Origin of the sequence: Micromonospora musae (genome assembly GCF_003626635.1) — a bacterium.
GTDB lineage: Bacteria > Actinomycetota > Actinomycetes > Mycobacteriales > Micromonosporaceae > Micromonospora > Micromonospora musae.
Window position 1 is genome coordinate 417895 of the sequence record NZ_RAZT01000005.1, and the last position, 18009, is coordinate 435903.

Consider the following 18009-nt stretch of genomic DNA (forward strand, 5'->3'; position numbering starts at 1 on the left):
TGAGCGGAACCATCGAGAACGCCCCGGCCGCGGCCACCGCTTCGGTGCGCCGCAGCCGGGACGTGCCCATGCTGGTCGAGCGGGCCCGCGCGGGTGACCACCGCGCGGTGGCCCGCCTGATCACGCTGGTGGAGAACGGCGACGACCTGCTCCGGGAGGTCGCGGCGGCGCTCGCGCCGTACGCCGGCCAGGCCCAGGTGGTGGGGTTGACCGGGTCGCCCGGCGTGGGCAAGTCCACCACCACCAACGAGCTGGTGCGGGCGCTGCGGGCGCGCGGACACCGGGTCGGCGTACTGGCGGTCGACCCGTCCAGCCCGTTCACCGGCGGGGCGATCCTGGGCGACCGGGTCCGAATGCAGGACCACGCCACCGATCCCGGCGTCTACATCCGCTCGATGTCCAGCCGGGGTCACCTCGGCGGGCTGGCGGCGGCCACCCCGCAGGCGGTGCGGGTGCTGGAGGGCGCCGGCTGCGACGTGGTGCTGGTGGAGACGGTCGGTGTCGGGCAGGCCGAGGTGGAGGTCGCCTCGCTCGCCGACAGCACACTGGTGCTGCTCGCCCCCGGGATGGGGGACGCGATCCAGGCCGTGAAGGCGGGCATCCTGGAGATCGCCGACGTCTTCGTGGTGAACAAGGCCGACCGGGACGGCGCCGACGCGACGTACCGCGACATCCAGGGCATGATCGCCCTCGGCGAGCGAGCCGCGGGACAGTGGCGACCGGTGGTGACCCGCGCGGTCGCCGCGCGGGGCGAGGGGATCGACGACATCGCCGCCGCGATCGACAAGCACCGGGACTGGCTGGTCGAGCACGGCGAGCTGCGCCGCCGGCAGGAGGCGCGGGCCGCCGCCGAGGTCGAGGCGATCGCGCTCGGTGTGCTCCGCGCCCGGATCGGCTCGCTGCGCGACGGTACGGAGCTGCCGTCGCTCGCGGCGAAGGTGGCCGAGGGGGCGATCGACCCGTACACGGCCGCCGACGAGCTGCTGGCGCAGCTCGGGGCCTGACCTCAGCCGCGGCGCCGGCCGTGTACCGGGCGACTCCGGGCCCGGCACGAGGTACTCAGGGCTGACGGCGCCCGCCGACGCGGGACCGGCGGCGATGACAGGCGCCGGTCCCGCGTCGACGGGTCGCTACGGCCGGTCTAGCCGCAGTGGTCCCACTTGCTGGTCCACGAGGTGCCGCGGCTGAGCCCGCCGAACTTGACGCACTGTCCACCGGCCTGACCCCGCACCGGCCCGGCGTAGTACAGGTAGGGATCCTCGTCGAAGCCGCCCCGGCCGTCCTCGATGTGCAGGTAGGCGCCGACCTTGGTCGCCGTGCCCCGATCCGCGGTCTTGACGGTGACCACGCAGTTCCAGCCGCCGCTGGACTTGTAGAGCAGGTAGACGGTGGCGCCGGGCAGCCCGTGACTGTCGATGACGTAGTACCCGGAGCCGCAGAGGGCGCTGGGCGACTCGGCCGCCTGGGCCGGCACGGCCGTGCCGAGCAGCGCACCGAGCGACAGGGCGACAGTCGTGGCGAGACTCAACAACCTCTTGCGCATCAAACAGACCTCACTCGTGCAGCGGAGTGGCCGTCCATCTCGGACGCTCGGGACGGCAGCGTAGTGGCTCGATGTCCACAGTTGTGCGCGGGACTCCACAGGTACGTTCGGCCGGTCGTGGCCCGCCGCCTGGGCCTCTGCTCGCTCGGGCGAGCCTGACGAAACAGACCCTAGTAGGCTCGCAGCGCACGGCCGGGAGCGAGGCTCCCGCGGAGCGGGCCGCCGAGCCGGTCGGTCCACAATGCGTCGGGACCAGGGGAGATGTGATCATGACGGACGCGGTGGAGAACGCCGGTGGAGTGCAGCCCGATGCGGGCGCGGCCCGAGGCGGCACGTCGGTCTCCGACGAGGTCGTGGAGAAGATCGCGGCGGCCGCCGCTCGTTCGGTGACCGGAGTCGCCGATCTCGGCGGCGACGTGGCCCGGTTCTTCAACAGCGTCCTGGACAAGGTCGGCATGGACGAGGTGGGCGACGCCCGCCGGGGCGTCTCCGCCGACGTGAAGGGCACCTCGGCGGTCATCAACGTGGTCCTGGTGATCGACGCCGGGCAGGTCGTGGCCGACGTGACCGAGGCGGTGCGGGCCGCAGTGATCGAAGCGGTGGAGAAGTACGGCCTGACGGTCACCCAGGTCAACGTCACGGTGGACGACATCGAGCTCAACCAGCCGGGAGCGGCCGGCGCCTGAGGCACCGGGGCCCGGCGGCCGCGTTGGCCGCCGGGTTACCCGCTGGTTCGGGGCGACTTAGCGATCGTTCAGGCGTGACCTCTAGACTCGACGTGTAGGTCGAGGACCCGAGGAGGAGCCGCGGATGAACGCCGACGAGATCGCTGCTGGCCGGGCGCGCTGGCAGGCCCGATACGACGCCGCGCGCAAGCGGGACGCGGACTTCACCACCCTCTCCGGCATGACCGTCGACCCGGTCTACGGGCCCCCGGAGGGGGTCGACCAGCCGGGCTTCGAGCGGATCGGTTGGCCGGGGGAGTACCCGTACACCCGAGGGCTCCACCCGACCGGTTACCGGGGGCGGACCTGGACCATCCGGCAGTTCGCCGGCTTCGGCAACGCGCAGCAGACCAACGAGCGGTACAAGATGATCCTCGGCGCGGGCGGCGGCGGCCTCTCGGTCGCCTTCGACATGCCGACGCTGATGGGCCGCGACTCCGACGACCCGCAGGCGCTGGGCGAGGTCGGGCACTGCGGCGTGGCTGTCGACACCGCCGCCGACATGGAGGTCCTCTTCGGCGACATCGACCTGGCCGGCGTCACCACCTCGATGACCATCTCCGGCCCGGCCGTGCCGGTCTTCTGCATGTACCTGGTCGCCGCCGAGCGGCAGGGCGCCGACCTGTCCACGCTCGACGGCACGCTGCAGACCGACATCTTCAAGGAGTACATCGCGCAGAAGGAGTGGCTCTTCGACCCGGAGCCGCACCTGCGCCTGATCGGCGACCTGATGGAGTACTGCGCCCGGGAGATCCCGCGCTACAAGCCGCTCTCGGTCTCCGGCTACCACATCCGCGAGGCCGGGTCGACCGCCGCGCAGGAGCTGGCGTACACGCTCGCCGACGGCTTCGGCTACGTCGAGCTCGGGCTCTCCCGGGGGCTGGACGTGAACGTCTTCGCCCCGGGGCTGAGCTTCTTCTTCGACTCGCACGTCGACTTCTTCGAGGAGATCGCCAAGTTCCGGGCCGCCCGGCGGATCTGGGCCCGCTGGATGCGCGACGTGTACGGCGCCACCAGCGAGAAGGCCCTCTGGCTCCGCTTCCACACCCAGACCGCCGGGGTGTCGCTGACCGCCCAGCAGCCGGTGAACAACGTGGTACGCACCGCTGTGGAGGCCCTCGCCGCGGTGCTCGGCGGCACGAACTCGCTGCACACCAACGCGCTGGACGAGACCCTCGCGCTCCCGACCGACGAGTCCGCCGAGATCGCCCTGCGTACCCAGCAGGTGTTGATGGAGGAGACCGGGGTCACCAACGTGGCGGACCCGCTCGGCGGCTCCTGGTACGTCGAGGCGCTCACCGACAAGATCGAGGCCGAGGCGGAGGAGATCTTCGCCCGGATCCGCCAGCTCGGCGGTGAGGGCCCGCACCAGATCGGCCCGATGACCTCCGGCATCCTGCGCGGCATCGAGGACGGCTGGTTCACCGGCCACATCGCCGAGTCCGCCTTCGTCTACCAGCAGGCGCTGGAGAAGGGCGACAAGAAGATCGTCGGGGTCAACTGCCACACCAGCACGGTCGCCAAGGACCTGGAGATCCTGCGCATCTCGCACGAGGTCGAGCTGGAGCAGCGCCGGGTGCTGGCCGAGCGGAAGGCCGGCCGGGACGACGCCGCGGTCAAGGCCGCAGTGAACCGGATGGTCGAGGTCAGCCGCACCGGGGAGAACATGATCCCGGCGATGCTCGACGCGGTCCGGGCCGAGGCGACGCTCGGCGAGATCTGCGACGCCCTGCGCGCCGAGTGGGGCACCTACCGCGAGCCCGCCCGCTTCTGACCCGTCCGGCGGACACGCCCGCACCCACACCGCGCCGCGGCTACCCGCGGCGCGGTGCGGTCTGTGCCCGTACGGGTGGGATGAGCAGGGTGAGAACTGCAACTGTCGCCGTCGCGGTTGATCTGAGTTCGGCGACGTCCGTGCCAAACTAGATAACCATGAGCGACCCACGGATCACCTCGTCGATCTTCACTCGCGGCGCGGTCGACCTCAGCGCCCTCCGCGCCCCCGCCCCCACCTCCGCGCCCGTCCAGGCGGGCCCGCCCGCCGGTGCCCCCGGTGGCGCCGTCGGCGGTGCCACCGTCATCGACGTCACGGAGGCGACATTCCAGTCCGAGGTGCTGGAGCGGTCGCTCACCACCCCCGTGGTGATCGACTTCTGGGCCGAGTGGTGTGAGCCGTGCAAGCAGCTCTCGCCGGTGCTCGAACGGCTGGCGGTCGAGGGCGGCGGCGCCTGGGTGCTCGCCAAGATCGACGTGGACGCCAACCCCCGCCTCGCCCAGATGTTCCGGGTGCAGGGCATCCCGATGGTCTACGCCGTGGTCGGCGGCCAACCGGTCGACGCCTTCTCCGGTGTGGTGCCGGAGGCGCAGCTCAAGCAGTGGATCCAGGCGGTTCTCAAGGCCGGCGGGGTAGCCCTCACCGAGCCGGCCGACCCGCGCCTCGACGAGGCCGACGACGCCCTGATGACCGGTGACCTGGACGCCGCCGAGCACGCGTACCGCAAGATCCTCGCCGACTTCCCGGCCGACGCCGCGGCCGAGGCCGGCCTGGCCCAGGTGGGCCTGGCCCGTCGGGTCGGCGGCGCCGACCCGCAGGGCGCGCTCGCGGCGGCCGCGGCGAACCCCGACGACGTCGACGCGCAGCTGCTCGCCGCCGACATCGAGGTGATCAGCGGCCTCGCCGAGCAGGCCTACAAGCGCCTGGTGGACACGGTCCGCCGCACCGCCGGTGACGACCGGGAGAAGGTACGCCAGCACCTGATCGGCCTGTTCAGCATCGCCGGCCCGGACGACCCGGCGGTCGCCACCGCCCGGCGCGCCCTGGCCAGCGCTCTGTTCTGAGCAGCGGAACGGTTCCGAGTACGTAGCAGAGCAGTGCGGGCCGGCAGACCGGCCGGCCCGCCCGACCTCCGAGGACGGGAGCCCATGATGCGCCGGATCGCCGTCCTCGACGCGCCGACAAACCTCGGCCTACGCCCGCCGACGCCCAGCTCGGTCCCGGGCTGCGCCAAGGCGCCCGGTGCACTGCGCGATCAGGGCCTGCTGGCCCGGCTACGGGCGCGGGACGCCGGTCACCTCACCCCACCCCGCTACGACCCGGGCGACTGGCGTCCCGGCGACGGCGTCTGCCACGCCCGGGAGATCTCCGCGTACTCGGTGGCGCTCGCCGACCGGATCGGCGCGATCATCGACCGCAGCGAGTTCCCGCTGGTGCTGGGCGGTGACTGCTCGGTGCTGCTCGGCTCCGCGCTGGCCATGCACCGTCTCGGTGAGGCGGTCGGCGGGCGGATCGGGCTGATCTTCGTCGACGGCCACTCGGACTTCCGGCACCCCGGCAACGCCTCGTACGTCGGCGCGGCGGCCGGCGAGGACCTCGCCCTGGTCACCGGCCGTGGACAGGCCGACCTGGCGGCGATCGAGGGGCGCCGGCCCTACTTCCGCGACATCGACGTGGTGGTGCTGGGCATCCGTGCGCAGGACGAGTACCGCCTCGACCTCCAGGCCGCAGGCATCCTGACCCGCCCCGTGCCGGCGCTGCGCGCCGAGGGCGCGGCGCGGACCGCCCAGTGGGCGCACGAGCAGCTCGCCGAGTGCGCCGGCTACTGGGTGCACATCGACGTGGACGTCCTCGACCCGGCGGTCATGCCGGCGGTCGACGCGCCCGACCCCGGCGGCATCGCCTTCGCGGAGCTGGAGATCCTGCTCGCCGGGCTGGTGGACACCCCGCACTGCCTGGGCGTGGAGCTGACCGTCTTCGACCCCGACTACGACCCCGACGGTGCGTACGCCGCCGAGATCGTGAACACGGTGGTGGCCGGGTTGACCCCGGTGACCTCCCCGGGGGCCGTACCGCCCCGGCTGCTGCCGGGCCCGCCGGACACCCCGGCACCCGCCCCGCGCCGCGGCACCCGGCGGCCGTCCGTCTCCGCGACGGCGTCCTCGGCCACGACGGCTGCCCGCGGTCCCGTCCCGTCCGGTCTGGCCTCTCCGGGCGCCCTGCCTCCCGCCGTCGCGGTCCGAGGTTCGGCGGAGGAGCCCGCCGGCCCGCTCGGCCCGGATTCGCTGGGCTCGGGTTCGCTGGGCCCGGATTCGCTGGGCTCGGGTTCGCTGGGCTCGGGTTCGCTGGGCTCGGGTTCGCTCGGGCCGGGTTCGCTCGGCCCGGGGCTCGTCGCGCCGCCCGCCTCGGCCGGGCTGCTCACCTCGTCCGCGCCGGAGCCGACCGGGCCGCCCACCTCGTCCGGGCCGCAACCCGGCGCATCGCCCGCCTCGGCCGGGTTCGAGCCGGTCGGGCCGCCTGCCTCGGCCGGGCCCGGGCGGCTCCGCCGGCCGGAGGTCACGGCCGAGCGGAACGGGGCGGAGGACGACCGTCCGGCACCGGCCGAGGAGAGGCCGCGCCCAGCTGCCGGCCTCGCCTGACCGAGCGACTGACTGATCCACTCGGGTTCATTGAAGTCGGGCTGTCCGGCCCGGCCGGACACCCCGACTTCATGGATGTCGAGTCGATCACGCCCTGGCCCCGGCCTGGTCACCGGCCCTGGCCCCGGCCTGGTCACCGGCCCTGGCCACCGGCCCAGGCCCTGGCCTGGTCACCGGCCCAGGCCCTGGCCTGGTCACCGGCCCAGGCCCTGGCCTGGTCACCGGCCCAGGCCCTGGCCTGGTCACCGGCCCAGGCCCTGGCCTGGTCACCGGCCCAGGCCCCGGCCCCGGCCCCGGCCTGGCCACCGGCCCCGGCCCCGGCCTGGCCACCGGTCTCGGCCTGGCCACCGGCCCTGGCTCGGCCCGGGCCCTGGCCCCGGCTTGGCCCTGGCCCCGGCTTGGCCCAGGCCCCGGCTTGGCCCAGGCCCCGGCCTGACCCCGGTCCCGGTCCCGGACTGACCCGGCCACCGGCCCCGGCCAACGGCCCGGCGGGCTCGGCGAGCCGGGTCGGTCGTCAGCGGGGTAGGGCGCGGAGGAAGCGTTCGGCGATCGGTACGGCGGAGGCGGTGCTCGCGCCGCCCTTCTCGACGAAGACGGCGAACGCCACGTCCCCCTGCCAGCCGACGAACCAGGCGTGGGTGTGCGCCGGGTTGTTGTCGTACTCGGCGGTGCCGGTCTTGCCGTGCACCGGCTGGCCCGGTACGTCCTTCAGCGTGCTCGCGGTGCCCACGGTGACGACTTCCCGCATCATGGCCCGTAGCGCCTGCACCGACTCGGGCTTCAGCGGCTGACCGGGCGGGGCCGCCTTGGCGGGGGCCGGATCCAGCAGCAGCTTGGGCTGGGCGAAGTGGCCGCGGGCGACGGCGGCGGTGGCGGCCGCCAGGGCCAGTGGGCTGACCAGCGTGGTGCCTTGGCCGAACGAGGCGGCGGCCTGTTCGGCGGGGGACCCGTTCGCCGAGACCTTGCCGGTGAACGCGTCGACCCCGAGGTCCCACTGCCCCTCCAGGCCCAACGACCGGCCGGCGACCGCCAGACCGTCGCCGCCCAGCTTCGGGGCCAACGCCGCGAACGCGGTGTTGCAGGACTTCGCGAAGTCGGTGCGGAAGGGCACCGCGCCCAACGCGAAGTTGTCCGAGTTCTTGAACGACCGGCCGTCCACCGTGAAGGTCTTGTCGCACTTCACGGTGGTCTCCGGCGTGACCGCGCCGCGGTCGAGCAGGCCCAGGGCGCTGACCATCTTGAAGGTCGAGCCGGGCGGGACCTGGGCGTCGAAGGCGAGGTTCTCTCCGGCCGGGCCGGGACCGTTCGCCGCCGCGAGCACCGCGCCGTCGCTGATCCGTACGGCCACCAGGGCGGAGCGTTGCGGCTGTGCGCGCAGCGCCCCGTCGGCCGCGTTCTGCACGGCCACGTCGAGGGTCGTCTTCAGCGGCTGGCCCGGCTGGGGCTCGTGGTGGAAGACCTCCTTGCCGGTCGGCACCAGCGTGCCGTCCTCGCCGGGACGCTTGATGATCACGGTGAAGCCGGGTCGCCCGCGCAGCCGGTCGTCGTACCGGCCCTGCAACCCGCCGTGCCCGACGAGGTCACCGGCGAGGTACTTCTCGGGGTGGGCGGCCAGGTCGTCGGCCTGTGCCGGGTCCACCGAGCCGAGCAGCGCCCGGGCGAACTCCCGGGTGGGGGCGAGGTCCGCCTTGTCGGACTGGAACTTCGTGCCGGGCAGGTCGTAGATGCGCGACTTGATCTGCCGGTACGCCTCGTCCCGCAGCGTCACCACCTCGACGAACGCGCCGGGATCGGCCTCGGAGAGGCGCTTGGGCAGGTCGGCGAGGTCGACCGCCGGCACGATCACCGGCCGGATGGCCCGGAACGCGCTGTCGAGCTTCTTGACCAGCCCCGGCACGTCGCTGACCTGGTTGGGCTGCACGCCGACCCGGACGATCGGTCGCGGCGCCACGATCGGCCGTCCGGCGGCGTCCAGCACGCCCGCGCGGGCGCCGGTGTCGCGGCGCAGCCCGAGCCGGTCGCCCTTGGTGAGCTGCTCCTGCACGAGCTGCGGCTCCCAGATCACCTGCCACTGGCCGTCGTCGCCGTGCGCCAGCCGCACCTGACGGTCGTACGCCCAGCGGGTGTCGCCCTGGAGCGTCCACTCGATCCGGATTCCGGCGGTGGCGGTGTCTGCGGTGATCTTGGCGTCGCCCTGCCGGCGCAGCGTGGGCGGGGTGGCGGCCAGCTCGCCGGAGAGCTCCTTGATCTCCTTGACCACCTCGTCGGCGGGGACCTTGGCGCCGGTCGCGTCGACGAAGCCCACGGTCTGCAGGTCGCCGGAGCGCCAACCGGACAGGAAGGCGTCGACGCTGCGTTCCGGGCCGTCCTCGCCGGAGCACGCGGTGAGCGCGCCGACGCCGATCAGGCTGGCGGCCACGGCGACGAGAAGCCGGTTGGGGCGGGTGCGACGGGTGTGACGTGGGTACGACAGGGGCATGCGTCAGGTCCCTCCGCGGTCGGGTCGCCCCACGCTAGTACGTGAACGGCGGACCCACTGTCCGGGACGGGCCGCGACGTGGGGAAAGACTGGGCGGGGGCAGTGTGATGAACATCGCGCGAAGGGGTACACGGCAGGCGGCCAACCTCGGACCCGCAAGGGGCGAATGGACAAAGTCCAGATCCGGACGTCCGGCCCGTGGTCCGCCCGCGAAGGGGTGAACCCGTAGGGCCTAGGCTGGGCGGCAGAGTGACCCACAATGCGGTGGGTCGTCGAGGGGAGTGGCACCGATGGACCGGCGTCCGGCGATCAAACCGGAATCCGACCTCCGGCTGAACGACACCGGCGGGAACGACGACAGCTTCGATTCGGCGACCGACGGGGACGGCTACGGCCGGCTCGACACGGGCGTCACCGGGCTGACCGGGTCGAGCATCGACACCATCTACGAGCTCGGCCTGCCGACGGAGGCGCTGGCCGACGACGTGGAGGACGCCGAGCTCGACGAACCCGTACCCAACGCGGAGCGTCTGGTAGCCCAGGCGGTCGCGCTCGCGGGGGACGACCAGGACGCGGCGACGCTGGTCAGCCGTTTCTGGCGGTTCGCGCCGGACGAGGAGCTGATCGGCTTCACCGCCGAGGAGATGCTCGACGCGGCGCGCGCGCACCGGGACCTGGCGCAGCAGCGGGTGCCGGGCGAGCTGAAGCTGCGCATCCACGAGCCGGACGCCGAGCAGCACCACACCGTGGTCGAGATCGTCGTCGACGACATGCCCTTCCTGGTCGACTCGGTGACGGCGCTGCTCAACTCGCACCATCTCGACGTCCACCTGCTGGTCCACCCGCTGGTCGTGGTGCGCCGGGAGCCGCTGGGTCGGCTGGCTGAGGTCTCCGCGGACGTCGAGCCGGACGACGCGATCGCCGGCGACCTGGTCGAGAGCTGGATGCGGATCGAGATCGATCCGGTCCGGGACGCCGCCGAGCGGGACCGGATCCGCCGGGAGCTGCAGCGGGTCCTCACCGACGTCCGCGAGGCGGTGGAGGACTGGCCCAAGATGCGGCAGCGGGCCCTGGCGCTCGCCGACGAGTTGGCCGCCGCCCGCACCAGTGACAACCGGCCGCCGGTGCCGGAGAAGGACATCACCGACTCGGTCGAGCTGCTGCGGTGGCTCGCCCACGACCACTTCACCTTCCTCGGCTACCGCGAGTACCGGCTGGTCGACACCCCCCAGGGCGGTCAGGCGCTGGAGGCGGTGCTCGGCACCGGGCTCGGCATCCTGCGGCAGGACGCGCCGGAGGCGCGGGCGCTGTCGTCGATGACGCCCGAAGCCCACGAGAAGGTGCTGGAGAAGCGCCTCCTGATCATCACGAAGGCGAACTCGCGGGCCACCGTGCACCGGTCGGCGTACCTGGACTACATCGGCTTCAAGATCTTCGACGAGGCCGGCCAGGTGGTCGGGGAGCGGCGCTTCCTGGGCCTCTTCTCGACGGCCGCGTACCGCACCAGCGTGCGGGAGCTGCCGGTGGTCCGCCGCAAGGTCGCCGAGGTGCTCGAACGCTCGGGCCTCAGCCGGCGCAGCCACTCCGGCAAGGACCTGCTCCAGATCCTGGAGACCTACCCGCGCGACGAGCTCTTCCAGATCAAGACCGACGACCTTTACCACGCGGTGATCGGTGTCCTGCGGATGGCCGGACGCCGGCAGCTGCGGGTGTTCCTGCGCAAGGACGCCTACGGGCGGTTCATCTCCTGCCTGATCTACCTGCCGCGGGACCGGTTCACCACCCAGAACCGGCTGCGCATGCAGGACATCCTGCTGCGCGAGCTGAACGGCGTGGGGGTGGACTACACCACCCGGGTCACCGAGTCGATGCTCGCCCGGGTGCACTTCATCGTCCGCACCGACCCGACGAACCCGCCCGGCGACATCGACGCCGACCTGCTCGCCGAGGAACTCGCCGACGCGACCCGGCTCTGGGACGACGACTACCGGCTGGTGCTGGAGCGCAAGCTCGGCGACGAGCAGGCCAAGCACCTCTTCGCCCGGTACGCCGACGCGTTCCCGGAGGGCTACAAGGACGGCCACACGCCGTACGAGGCGATGAAGGACCTGGCCAAGCTGGAGCTGCTCGAGGAGCCGGGCCAGCTGGAGATGCACCTGTTCCGCAAGCAGTCCGCCCCGCGGGCGGGGGCGCGGACCGGCGCGGACCAGGACGAGTCGATGGACGTCCGGTTCAAGGTCTACCGGTACGGCGAGCCGATGATGCTCTCCGCCGTGCTGCCGGTGCTGCACTCGCTCGGCGTACGGGTGATCGACGAGCATCCGTACGAGGTGGACCGGATCGACGGCCGGATCTGGCTGTACGACTTCGGGTTGCAGCTGCCCGAGGCCCACCAGGAGCTGGCCGAGGTGCGCCCGCACGTGGAGAACGCCTTCGCGGCGGCGTGGCGGGGCGAGGCCGAGGTGGACCGCTTCAACGAGCTGGTGCTGCGCGCCGGGTTGACCTGGCGGCAGGTGGTGGTGCTCCGGGCCTACGCGAAGTACCTGCGGCAGGCCGGCACGGTCTTCTCGCAGGACTACATGGAGCAGACCTTCATCGCGTACCCGCGCATCGCCGAGCTGCTGGTCCAGCTCTTCGAGACCCGTTTCGCGCCCGGCGAACCCGACACCGGGCAGCGCCAGGAGCGCAGCGCCGAGCTGGTGGAGAGCATCCGTACGGCGCTCGACGAGGTGGCCAGCCTCGACCAGGACCGGATCCTGCGCTCGTACCTGACGCTGATCCAGGCGACCCTGCGGACCAGCTTCTACCAGCGGCGCACCGACGGGCGGCCCAAGTCGTACGTGGCGTTCAAGCTCGACCCGCAGGCCCTTCCGGACCTGCCGGCGCCCCGGCCGAAGTTCGAGATCTTCGTGTACTCGCCCCGGTTCGAGGGTGTCCACCTGCGCTTCGGCTCGGTGGCCCGCGGTGGTCTGCGCTGGTCCGACCGGCGGGAGGACTTCCGCACCGAGGTGCTGGGCCTGGTCAAGGCGCAGATGGTGAAGAACACCGTCATCGTGCCGGTCGGCGCCAAGGGCGGCTTCGTGCTCAAGCAGAAGCCGGGGGACCGGGACGAGGCGGTCGCCTGCTACAAGGAGTTCATCTCCGGGCTGCTCGACGTGACCGACAACATCGTCGGCGGGCAGATCGTGCCGCCGGAGGACGTGGTCCGGCACGACGGCGACGACCCGTACATGGTGGTCGCGGCGGACAAGGGCACCGCCACCTTCTCCGACATCGCCAACGAGATCTCCACGGCGCACAACTTCTGGCTCGGTGACGCGTTCGCCTCCGGTGGCTCGGCCGGATACGACCACAAGAAGATGGGCATCACCGCCCGGGGCGCCTGGGAGTCCGTGAAGCGGCACTTCCGGGAGCTGGGGCACGACACCCAGAGCGAGGACTTCACCGTGGTCGGCGTCGGCGACATGTCCGGCGACGTCTTCGGTAACGGCATGCTCCTCTCGGAGCACATCCGGTTGGTGGCCGCCTTCGACCACCGGCACATCATCCTCGACCCGGACCCGGACGCGGCCACCTCGTACGCCGAGCGGAAGCGGCTCTTCGACCTGCCCCGCTCGTCGTGGGAGGACTACAACGCGGAGTTGATCTCGGCGGGGGGCGGCATCTACCCGCGTACCGCCAAGTCCATCCCGATCTCGCCGCAGATCCGGGTGCGGCTCGGCCTGGACGACGGCGTGAACCAGCTCTCGCCGCAGGAGCTGATGCGGGCGATCCTGACCGCGCCGGTGGACCTGCTCTGGAACGGCGGCATCGGCACGTACGTCAAGGCCTCCAGCCAGACCGACGCGGAGGTGGGCGACAAGTCCAACGACGCGATCCGGGTCGACGGCAGGAGCCTGCGCTGCCGGGTCGTCGGTGAGGGCGGCAACCTGGGCTTCACCCAGCTCGGCCGGATCGAGTACGCCTTGACCGGCGGTCGCATCTACACCGACTTCATCGACAACGCGGCCGGCGTGGACACCTCCGACCACGAGGTGAACATCAAGATCCTGCTCAACACCGCGGTCGCCGACGACGAGCTGACCACGGCGGCGCGGGACGAGCTGCTCGCCGAGATGACCGACGAGGTCGCGGAGCTGGTGCTGCGGGACAACTACGACCAGGCCCGGGCGATCAACAACGCCCAGGCGCAGGCCGCGTCCCTGCTGCCGGTGCACCGGCGGATGATCAACGACCTGGAGCGCTTGGGTGCGCTCGACCGGTCGCTGGAGGCGTTGCCACCGGACGAGGAGCTCGCGGTCCGGGTGGAGTCCGGACTGACCGCTCCGGAGTTCGCGGTGCTGCTCGCGTACGTCAAGATCGTCCTCGAGCGGGACATCCTCGCCGACGGGCTCGCCGACGAGGAGTGGACGACCGACGTCCTGGTCAACTACTTCCCGACGCCGATGCGCGAGCGGTTCGCCGACCGGATGGCCCGGCACCGGCTCCGCCGGGACATCGTGACCACGGTGCTGGTGAACGAGGCGATCAACCGGGGCGGCATCTCGTTCGTGTTCCGGGTGACGGAGGAGACGGCGGCCTCGGCGGCCGACGTGATCCGGGCGTACGTGGTGGTCCGTGAGGTCTTCGGGCTGGGGGAGCTCTGGGACGCGGTCGAGGCCCTGGACAACAAGGTCTCGCCGGAGTTGCAGACCAGCGTCTACCTGGACACCCGTCGGCTGCTCGACCGGGCGGTGCGGTGGCTGGTCACCAACCGTCGCTCGCCGATCGACGTACCGGCAGAGATCCGCCGGCTCCGCGACGGCGTGGCGCGGCTGCTGCCCGGCCTGGAGAGCCTCTTCTACGGCAGCGAGCGGGAGGCCATCACGGCCCACATCGACTCGATGACGGAGCGGGGCCTGCCGCGCGAGCTGGCCGAGCAGGCGACCCGGCTGATGTACAGCTTCGGCCTGCTGGACGTGGTGGAGACGGCGGCGAACCGGCGACGGGACGTCGGCGAGGTGGCTCCGGTCTACTTCGTGCTCTCCGACCTCTTCCGGGTGGACTCGCTGCTGTCGAAGATCTCCCTGCTGCCGCGGGAGGACCGGTGGCAGACGCTGGCCCGGATGGCGCTGCGCTACGACCTGTACGCCGCGCTGGCCGCGCTCACCGCCGAGGTGCTCGACTCGACGCCGGACGACCTGTCGCCGCAGGAGCGGGTGCAGCAGTGGGAGAAGTCGAACTCGACCTCCATCCACCGGACCCGGCGGGCGATGGGCGAGTTCGACGAGTCCCGGGCGGATCTCGCCGCGCTGTCAGTGCTGCTGCGCCAGATCCGCACCCTGGTGCGGACCTCCGCCGCGGCCTGACCGGGGACCGCATGTGATCCGGCCGGTCGGGGCATCCCGACCGGCCGGATCCTGCCCTCTCCTCAGCCGACCAGGCTGGCGAAGACGATCACGTTGTTCAGGTAGCTGCGTGCGGTCTCGTCGAACTGGCCGCCGCAGGTGACCACCCGTAGTCCGGGCCGTTCGCTCGGCCCGTAGACCAACTCGGTCGGGAACTGGTCCTTCGGGTACGACTTGACCGAGTCGACGCGGAACGTGGCCGGCCGCCCGTCCGACCGGTTGACCGTGACCGTGTCACCGGGTTGCATCGCGCCCAGGTCGAAGAAGACCGCGGGGCCCATCGCGGCCGAGTCCACGTGACCGACGATGACCGCGTTGCCGACCTCGCCGGGGCTCGGCCCCGGCTCGTACCAGCCCGCGCGGTCGGCCTGCTCCAGCGGAGGCACCTGTACTGTTCCGTCCGGGTTGGTCCCGAGCGACATGAGCTGTGCGTCCACCCCGATCCGGGGGATCGCGATGGTGGTGGGCGTCGCGCGGGGAAGTCCGGTGGGCGCTGGGTCCCCCTCGGCCGGCTGGTCCGCCTCGGCCAGTTGGCTCGGCTCGGGGCCGGCCTGGGCCAGGGGCTGGGGCGGGCGGGGCGCGGAGGCGGTCGTCATAGAGGCGCCGATCATGCCGACGCCGGCCAAGGCGAGCAGGACGACGACAACGGTGCCGGCGGCACGCCACGGTTTCCCGTGACGGCCGCCGGCCCTTGTCGCCGTCGCGTCAGGCGACCGACTCATCGGTCCGCCGACGACGCATCAGCACGATCCCGCCCAGGGCGGCGGCGCCGAGCAGGCTCGCACCCCCGGCGGCCAGGTTCATGTCGGTGCCGCCGGCCACGCCGCCGTCACCACCGTCGACCCCACCGCGCGGCAGGACGACCAGCTCGCCCTCGCCGCAGGAGCCCTTCAGCTCGTAGCGGCCGGGCTTGGCGTCCTTGTCGACCTTGGCCTCGCCGTAGTAGACGAAGTCACGCTTGTGCTCCCAGCCCTTGTCGCCGCCTTCGCGGGACTCCTCGCCGTTCCAGCCGCTCTCGCTGCCGCCGTTCTCCCACGAGCCCTTCTCTTCGTGGTCGCGGGACTCCTCGTCCTTCTTCGAGTCCGAGCCGTACTCCGACCCGTTCTCCGAGCCGTACTCGCCGCCGCCGTTCTCCCACGAGCCGTTCTCCTCGTGGCTGCGGGACTCCTCGTCCTTCTTGTCGTCCTTCTTCTTGTCGTCCTTCTTGTCGCCGTTCTCCTCGCGGCCCGCGTCCTGGCCGTGCTCGTAGCCGTTCCAGTCCTTGCGGTCCTCGTTCTTGCGGTCTTCGTCCTTGCGGTCCTCGTGCTTGCGGTCTTCGTCCTTGCGGTCCTCGTGCTTGCGGTCCTCTTCCTTCTTGGGGTCGTCGGCGGCCGCGCCCTGACCACCGTTCGCCGAAGTCCGCTCGCCGTTCTGCCAGTCGCCGCCGTTCTCGCTGCCTTCGTAGTCACGACCCGAGTCGTCCCGAGCCTCGTGCTCACGACCCTTGTCGTCCTTGCCGTGCTCGTCCTTGCCGTGCTCGTCCTTGCCGTGCTCGTCCTTGCCCTTGTCGTCCTTGCCGTGCTCGTCCTTGCCGTTCTGGTCCTTGCCGTGCTCGTCCTTGCCCTTGTCGTCCTTGCCGTGCTCGTCCTTGCCGTTCTGGTCCTTGCCGTGCTCGTCCTTGCCCTTGTCGTCCTTGCGGTTGTCGTCCTTGCCGTGCTCGTCGCCCCGGTCCTCGCGCCGGTCGTCCTTCACGGGCTTGAGGTCGACCTTGCCGGTGACCTTCGACCACACGAAGGCGTGCTCCTGCTTCTCGGAGCAGATCTCGAGGAGCTTGACCTCTTCGCCGGCCTTCACGACGTGCGGCTTGGCCAGGACCTTCCCGTCCCGGTCCTTGCCGTCGTGGTGCCCGTCCGCGAGCGCGACTCCGGGGGTGAAAACCAGGAGGGACGCCCCACCGAGGGCGGCGCCCGCGACGATCTTCCCGAGCATCTTCTTAGCCATGACCTGCGTCACTCCATCCCTGTTGTCCTGAACTCGGCGCACCCGAGCTGAGACTGACGTTAGACCGTTTCATGACTTATGCAGGGAAAGATTCGTGTTTCTACGTTTATGCGGTGTAAGCACTTGGCGGGTGGTACGCGGCTTTCGCTCCCAGCGGTGTCACTCGGGAGGGTTGGTGCCGTGCTGTCCGCGCCTGCGCTCTCCCCACGGCTTGGGCGGGCCTGGGTGATTTGGCCAGGCCCGAATTCGGGCACGGCGCACGACAAGGCCCCTGCCCGACCGCATCTCGCGTCGGGCAGGGGCCTCCTGCTGTCTGCCGAAGGTCAGGGCACGGTGCGCTCCACGGCGGCCTGGCCCAGCTCGTCGAGGTCCCGGCGGGCCCGTTCGAGGTTCTCCGGGGTGAGGTCCTGCCCCCGGGCCATCACCAGGTCCTCCGGGTCCCAGGGCTGTTCCCCGCCGGTACGGATGTTGTCGCCGCCCGCGCCGGTGCCGGTCCCGGTCGCTCCGGTGCCCGCCGCGTACGGGTCGCCGAGCAGGTCCTCCGTCGAGGCCTCCGGCCCGGTGAGGTCACCCGGTTGGGCGAAGGACGGGTTGTCCCGATCCGCCCCGCCGCCCGTCCGGAGCTGCGGGACGGTGCTGTCGTCGTCCACCGCCGCGGCCATCTCCGGGCTCTCCTCCAGCGGCGGTTGGCGGTCACGATCGCTCATGCTGCTGCCCTCCTGTCCCGAGGCGCCTCTCACGCGTTGCCTGATCCGATCGCGTACCCCGCGGGCGGCCCGTCATGCCCGGTGCGCCGCGGGGTGTTCGCGCCGGCCCGCTGGAACGAACCCGAGCCAGGCCCGGACTCGGCTGGTCAGGACCGGGCCGTGGAGTCGGCCCCGGGGTCGTCCGGCTGGCCGGCCACCCGCTCCCGCTCCCCGGTGGCGGGCGGCTCGGCGGGGCGCAGCCACTGCCAGAGCAGCATGAGCAGGCCGAAGGCGAGCATCGCGAGACCCGCCCAGAGGTTGATCCGGACGCCCTCCGCCTTGTCGAGCTCGGCCCGGCCGTCGAAGACGCCCATCAGGGTGACGATCACTCCGTACACCGCGAAGAGACCACCGATCACCCGGCGGATGTCGAACAGGCGCGCGGCGGCCGAGCGGCGCGCCTCCGTCTCGTCCTCACCGGCCAGCGGATCGCGAGCCGGCTCGCTGCGGTTCTCCATGGCGCCAACACCTTTCCTAGAAGACCGGGATGTAGAGGACGACGGCCAGGGCCAGGGCGATCACGCCGAGCAGCAGCGGGGAGCGGTACCAGGCGGCGTCCCCGGCCAGCACGTCCCCCTTCAGGTCGACGCCGCCCGTGCCGTAGACCAGCCCGCGCAGGTCCTCGTCGCGCTTCGGCCTGGTCAGCGGAGTGAGGATCGCGGCGACCACGGCCACCGTGCCGAAGGCGAGGCCCGCCCCCCAGAAGCTCTCCTCCAGGTCCGAGTTGAAGTGGATC

Annotated in this window: 11 protein-coding genes and 2 pseudogenes; 6 read left to right on the top strand and 7 right to left on the bottom strand. The window is 72.0% G+C overall.

The window, feature by feature from the left end:
- Window positions 1-68: 68 nt before the first annotated feature.
- A complete protein-coding gene (gene meaB, locus D7044_RS12650) occupies window positions 69-1004 on the top strand; it encodes a methylmalonyl Co-A mutase-associated GTPase MeaB (protein WP_233564965.1) in 936 nt (311 codons plus the stop codon).
- Between the two features lie 137 nt (window positions 1005-1141).
- Here the strand turns inward: meaB and D7044_RS12655 are convergent, their stop codons facing one another.
- Window positions 1142-1543 carry an acetyltransferase gene (locus D7044_RS12655; RefSeq protein ID WP_147434643.1) on the bottom strand — a complete coding sequence of 134 codons (402 nt, stop codon included), beginning with the start codon at window positions 1541-1543 and terminating at the stop codon, window positions 1142-1144.
- A 269-nt stretch (window positions 1544-1812) separates the two neighbouring features.
- Between D7044_RS12655 and D7044_RS12660 the strand changes: the two genes are divergently transcribed.
- The 4 genes and pseudogenes from D7044_RS12660 to D7044_RS12675 form a co-directional block, all read left to right on the top strand.
- Complete coding sequence (locus D7044_RS12660) at window positions 1813-2229, top strand: Asp23/Gls24 family envelope stress response protein (RefSeq protein WP_120679904.1); 417 nt, start codon at window positions 1813-1815, stop codon at window positions 2227-2229.
- Between the two features lie 124 nt (window positions 2230-2353).
- A complete protein-coding gene (locus D7044_RS12665) occupies window positions 2354-4042 on the top strand; it encodes an acyl-CoA mutase large subunit family protein (protein WP_120679554.1) in 1689 nt (562 codons plus the stop codon).
- Between the two features lie 158 nt (window positions 4043-4200).
- Entirely contained in the window at window positions 4201-5106 is a 906-nt protein-coding gene (locus D7044_RS12670; protein WP_120679556.1) for a tetratricopeptide repeat protein, read from the top strand.
- Between the two features lie 84 nt (window positions 5107-5190).
- Window positions 5191-6130: pseudogene (locus D7044_RS12675) on the top strand (arginase family protein); the annotation flags it as partial.
- Between the two features lie 1065 nt (window positions 6131-7195).
- Here the strand turns inward: D7044_RS12675 and D7044_RS12680 are convergent.
- A complete protein-coding gene (locus D7044_RS12680) occupies window positions 7196-9160 on the bottom strand; it encodes a penicillin-binding transpeptidase domain-containing protein (RefSeq protein ID WP_120688918.1) in 1965 nt (654 codons plus the stop codon).
- A 290-nt stretch (window positions 9161-9450) separates the two neighbouring features.
- Between D7044_RS12680 and D7044_RS12685 the strand changes: the two genes are divergently transcribed.
- A complete protein-coding gene (locus tag D7044_RS12685) occupies window positions 9451-14508 on the top strand; it encodes an NAD-glutamate dehydrogenase (protein WP_120688919.1) in 5058 nt (1685 codons plus the stop codon).
- 62 nt (window positions 14509-14570) lie between these two features.
- Here D7044_RS12685 and D7044_RS12690 read toward each other — a convergent pair whose 3' ends face one another.
- The 5 genes and pseudogenes from D7044_RS12690 to D7044_RS12710 form a co-directional block, all read right to left on the bottom strand.
- Window positions 14571-15269, bottom strand: coding sequence for a class F sortase (locus tag D7044_RS12690; RefSeq protein WP_120688920.1), 699 nt, complete (start codon window positions 15267-15269; stop codon window positions 14571-14573).
- Window positions 15253-16527: a hypothetical protein gene (locus D7044_RS12695; protein WP_120688951.1), complete on the bottom strand. Its 1275-nt coding sequence runs from the start codon at window positions 16525-16527 to the stop codon at window positions 15253-15255. Before D7044_RS12695 ends, D7044_RS12690 begins: the two co-directional genes overlap by 17 nt.
- A 323-nt stretch (window positions 16528-16850) precedes the next feature.
- Window positions 16851-17234 carry a hypothetical protein gene (locus D7044_RS12700; RefSeq protein ID WP_120679566.1) on the bottom strand — a complete coding sequence of 128 codons (384 nt, stop codon included), beginning with the start codon at window positions 17232-17234 and terminating at the stop codon, window positions 16851-16853.
- A 146-nt stretch (window positions 17235-17380) separates the two neighbouring features.
- Window positions 17381-17731 carry a hypothetical protein gene (locus D7044_RS12705; protein WP_120679568.1) on the bottom strand — a complete coding sequence of 117 codons (351 nt, stop codon included), beginning with the start codon at window positions 17729-17731 and terminating at the stop codon, window positions 17381-17383.
- Window positions 17732-17747: 16 nt separating this feature from the next.
- A pseudogene (locus D7044_RS12710) lies at window positions 17748-18009 on the bottom strand (Na+/galactose cotransporter); the annotation flags it as partial.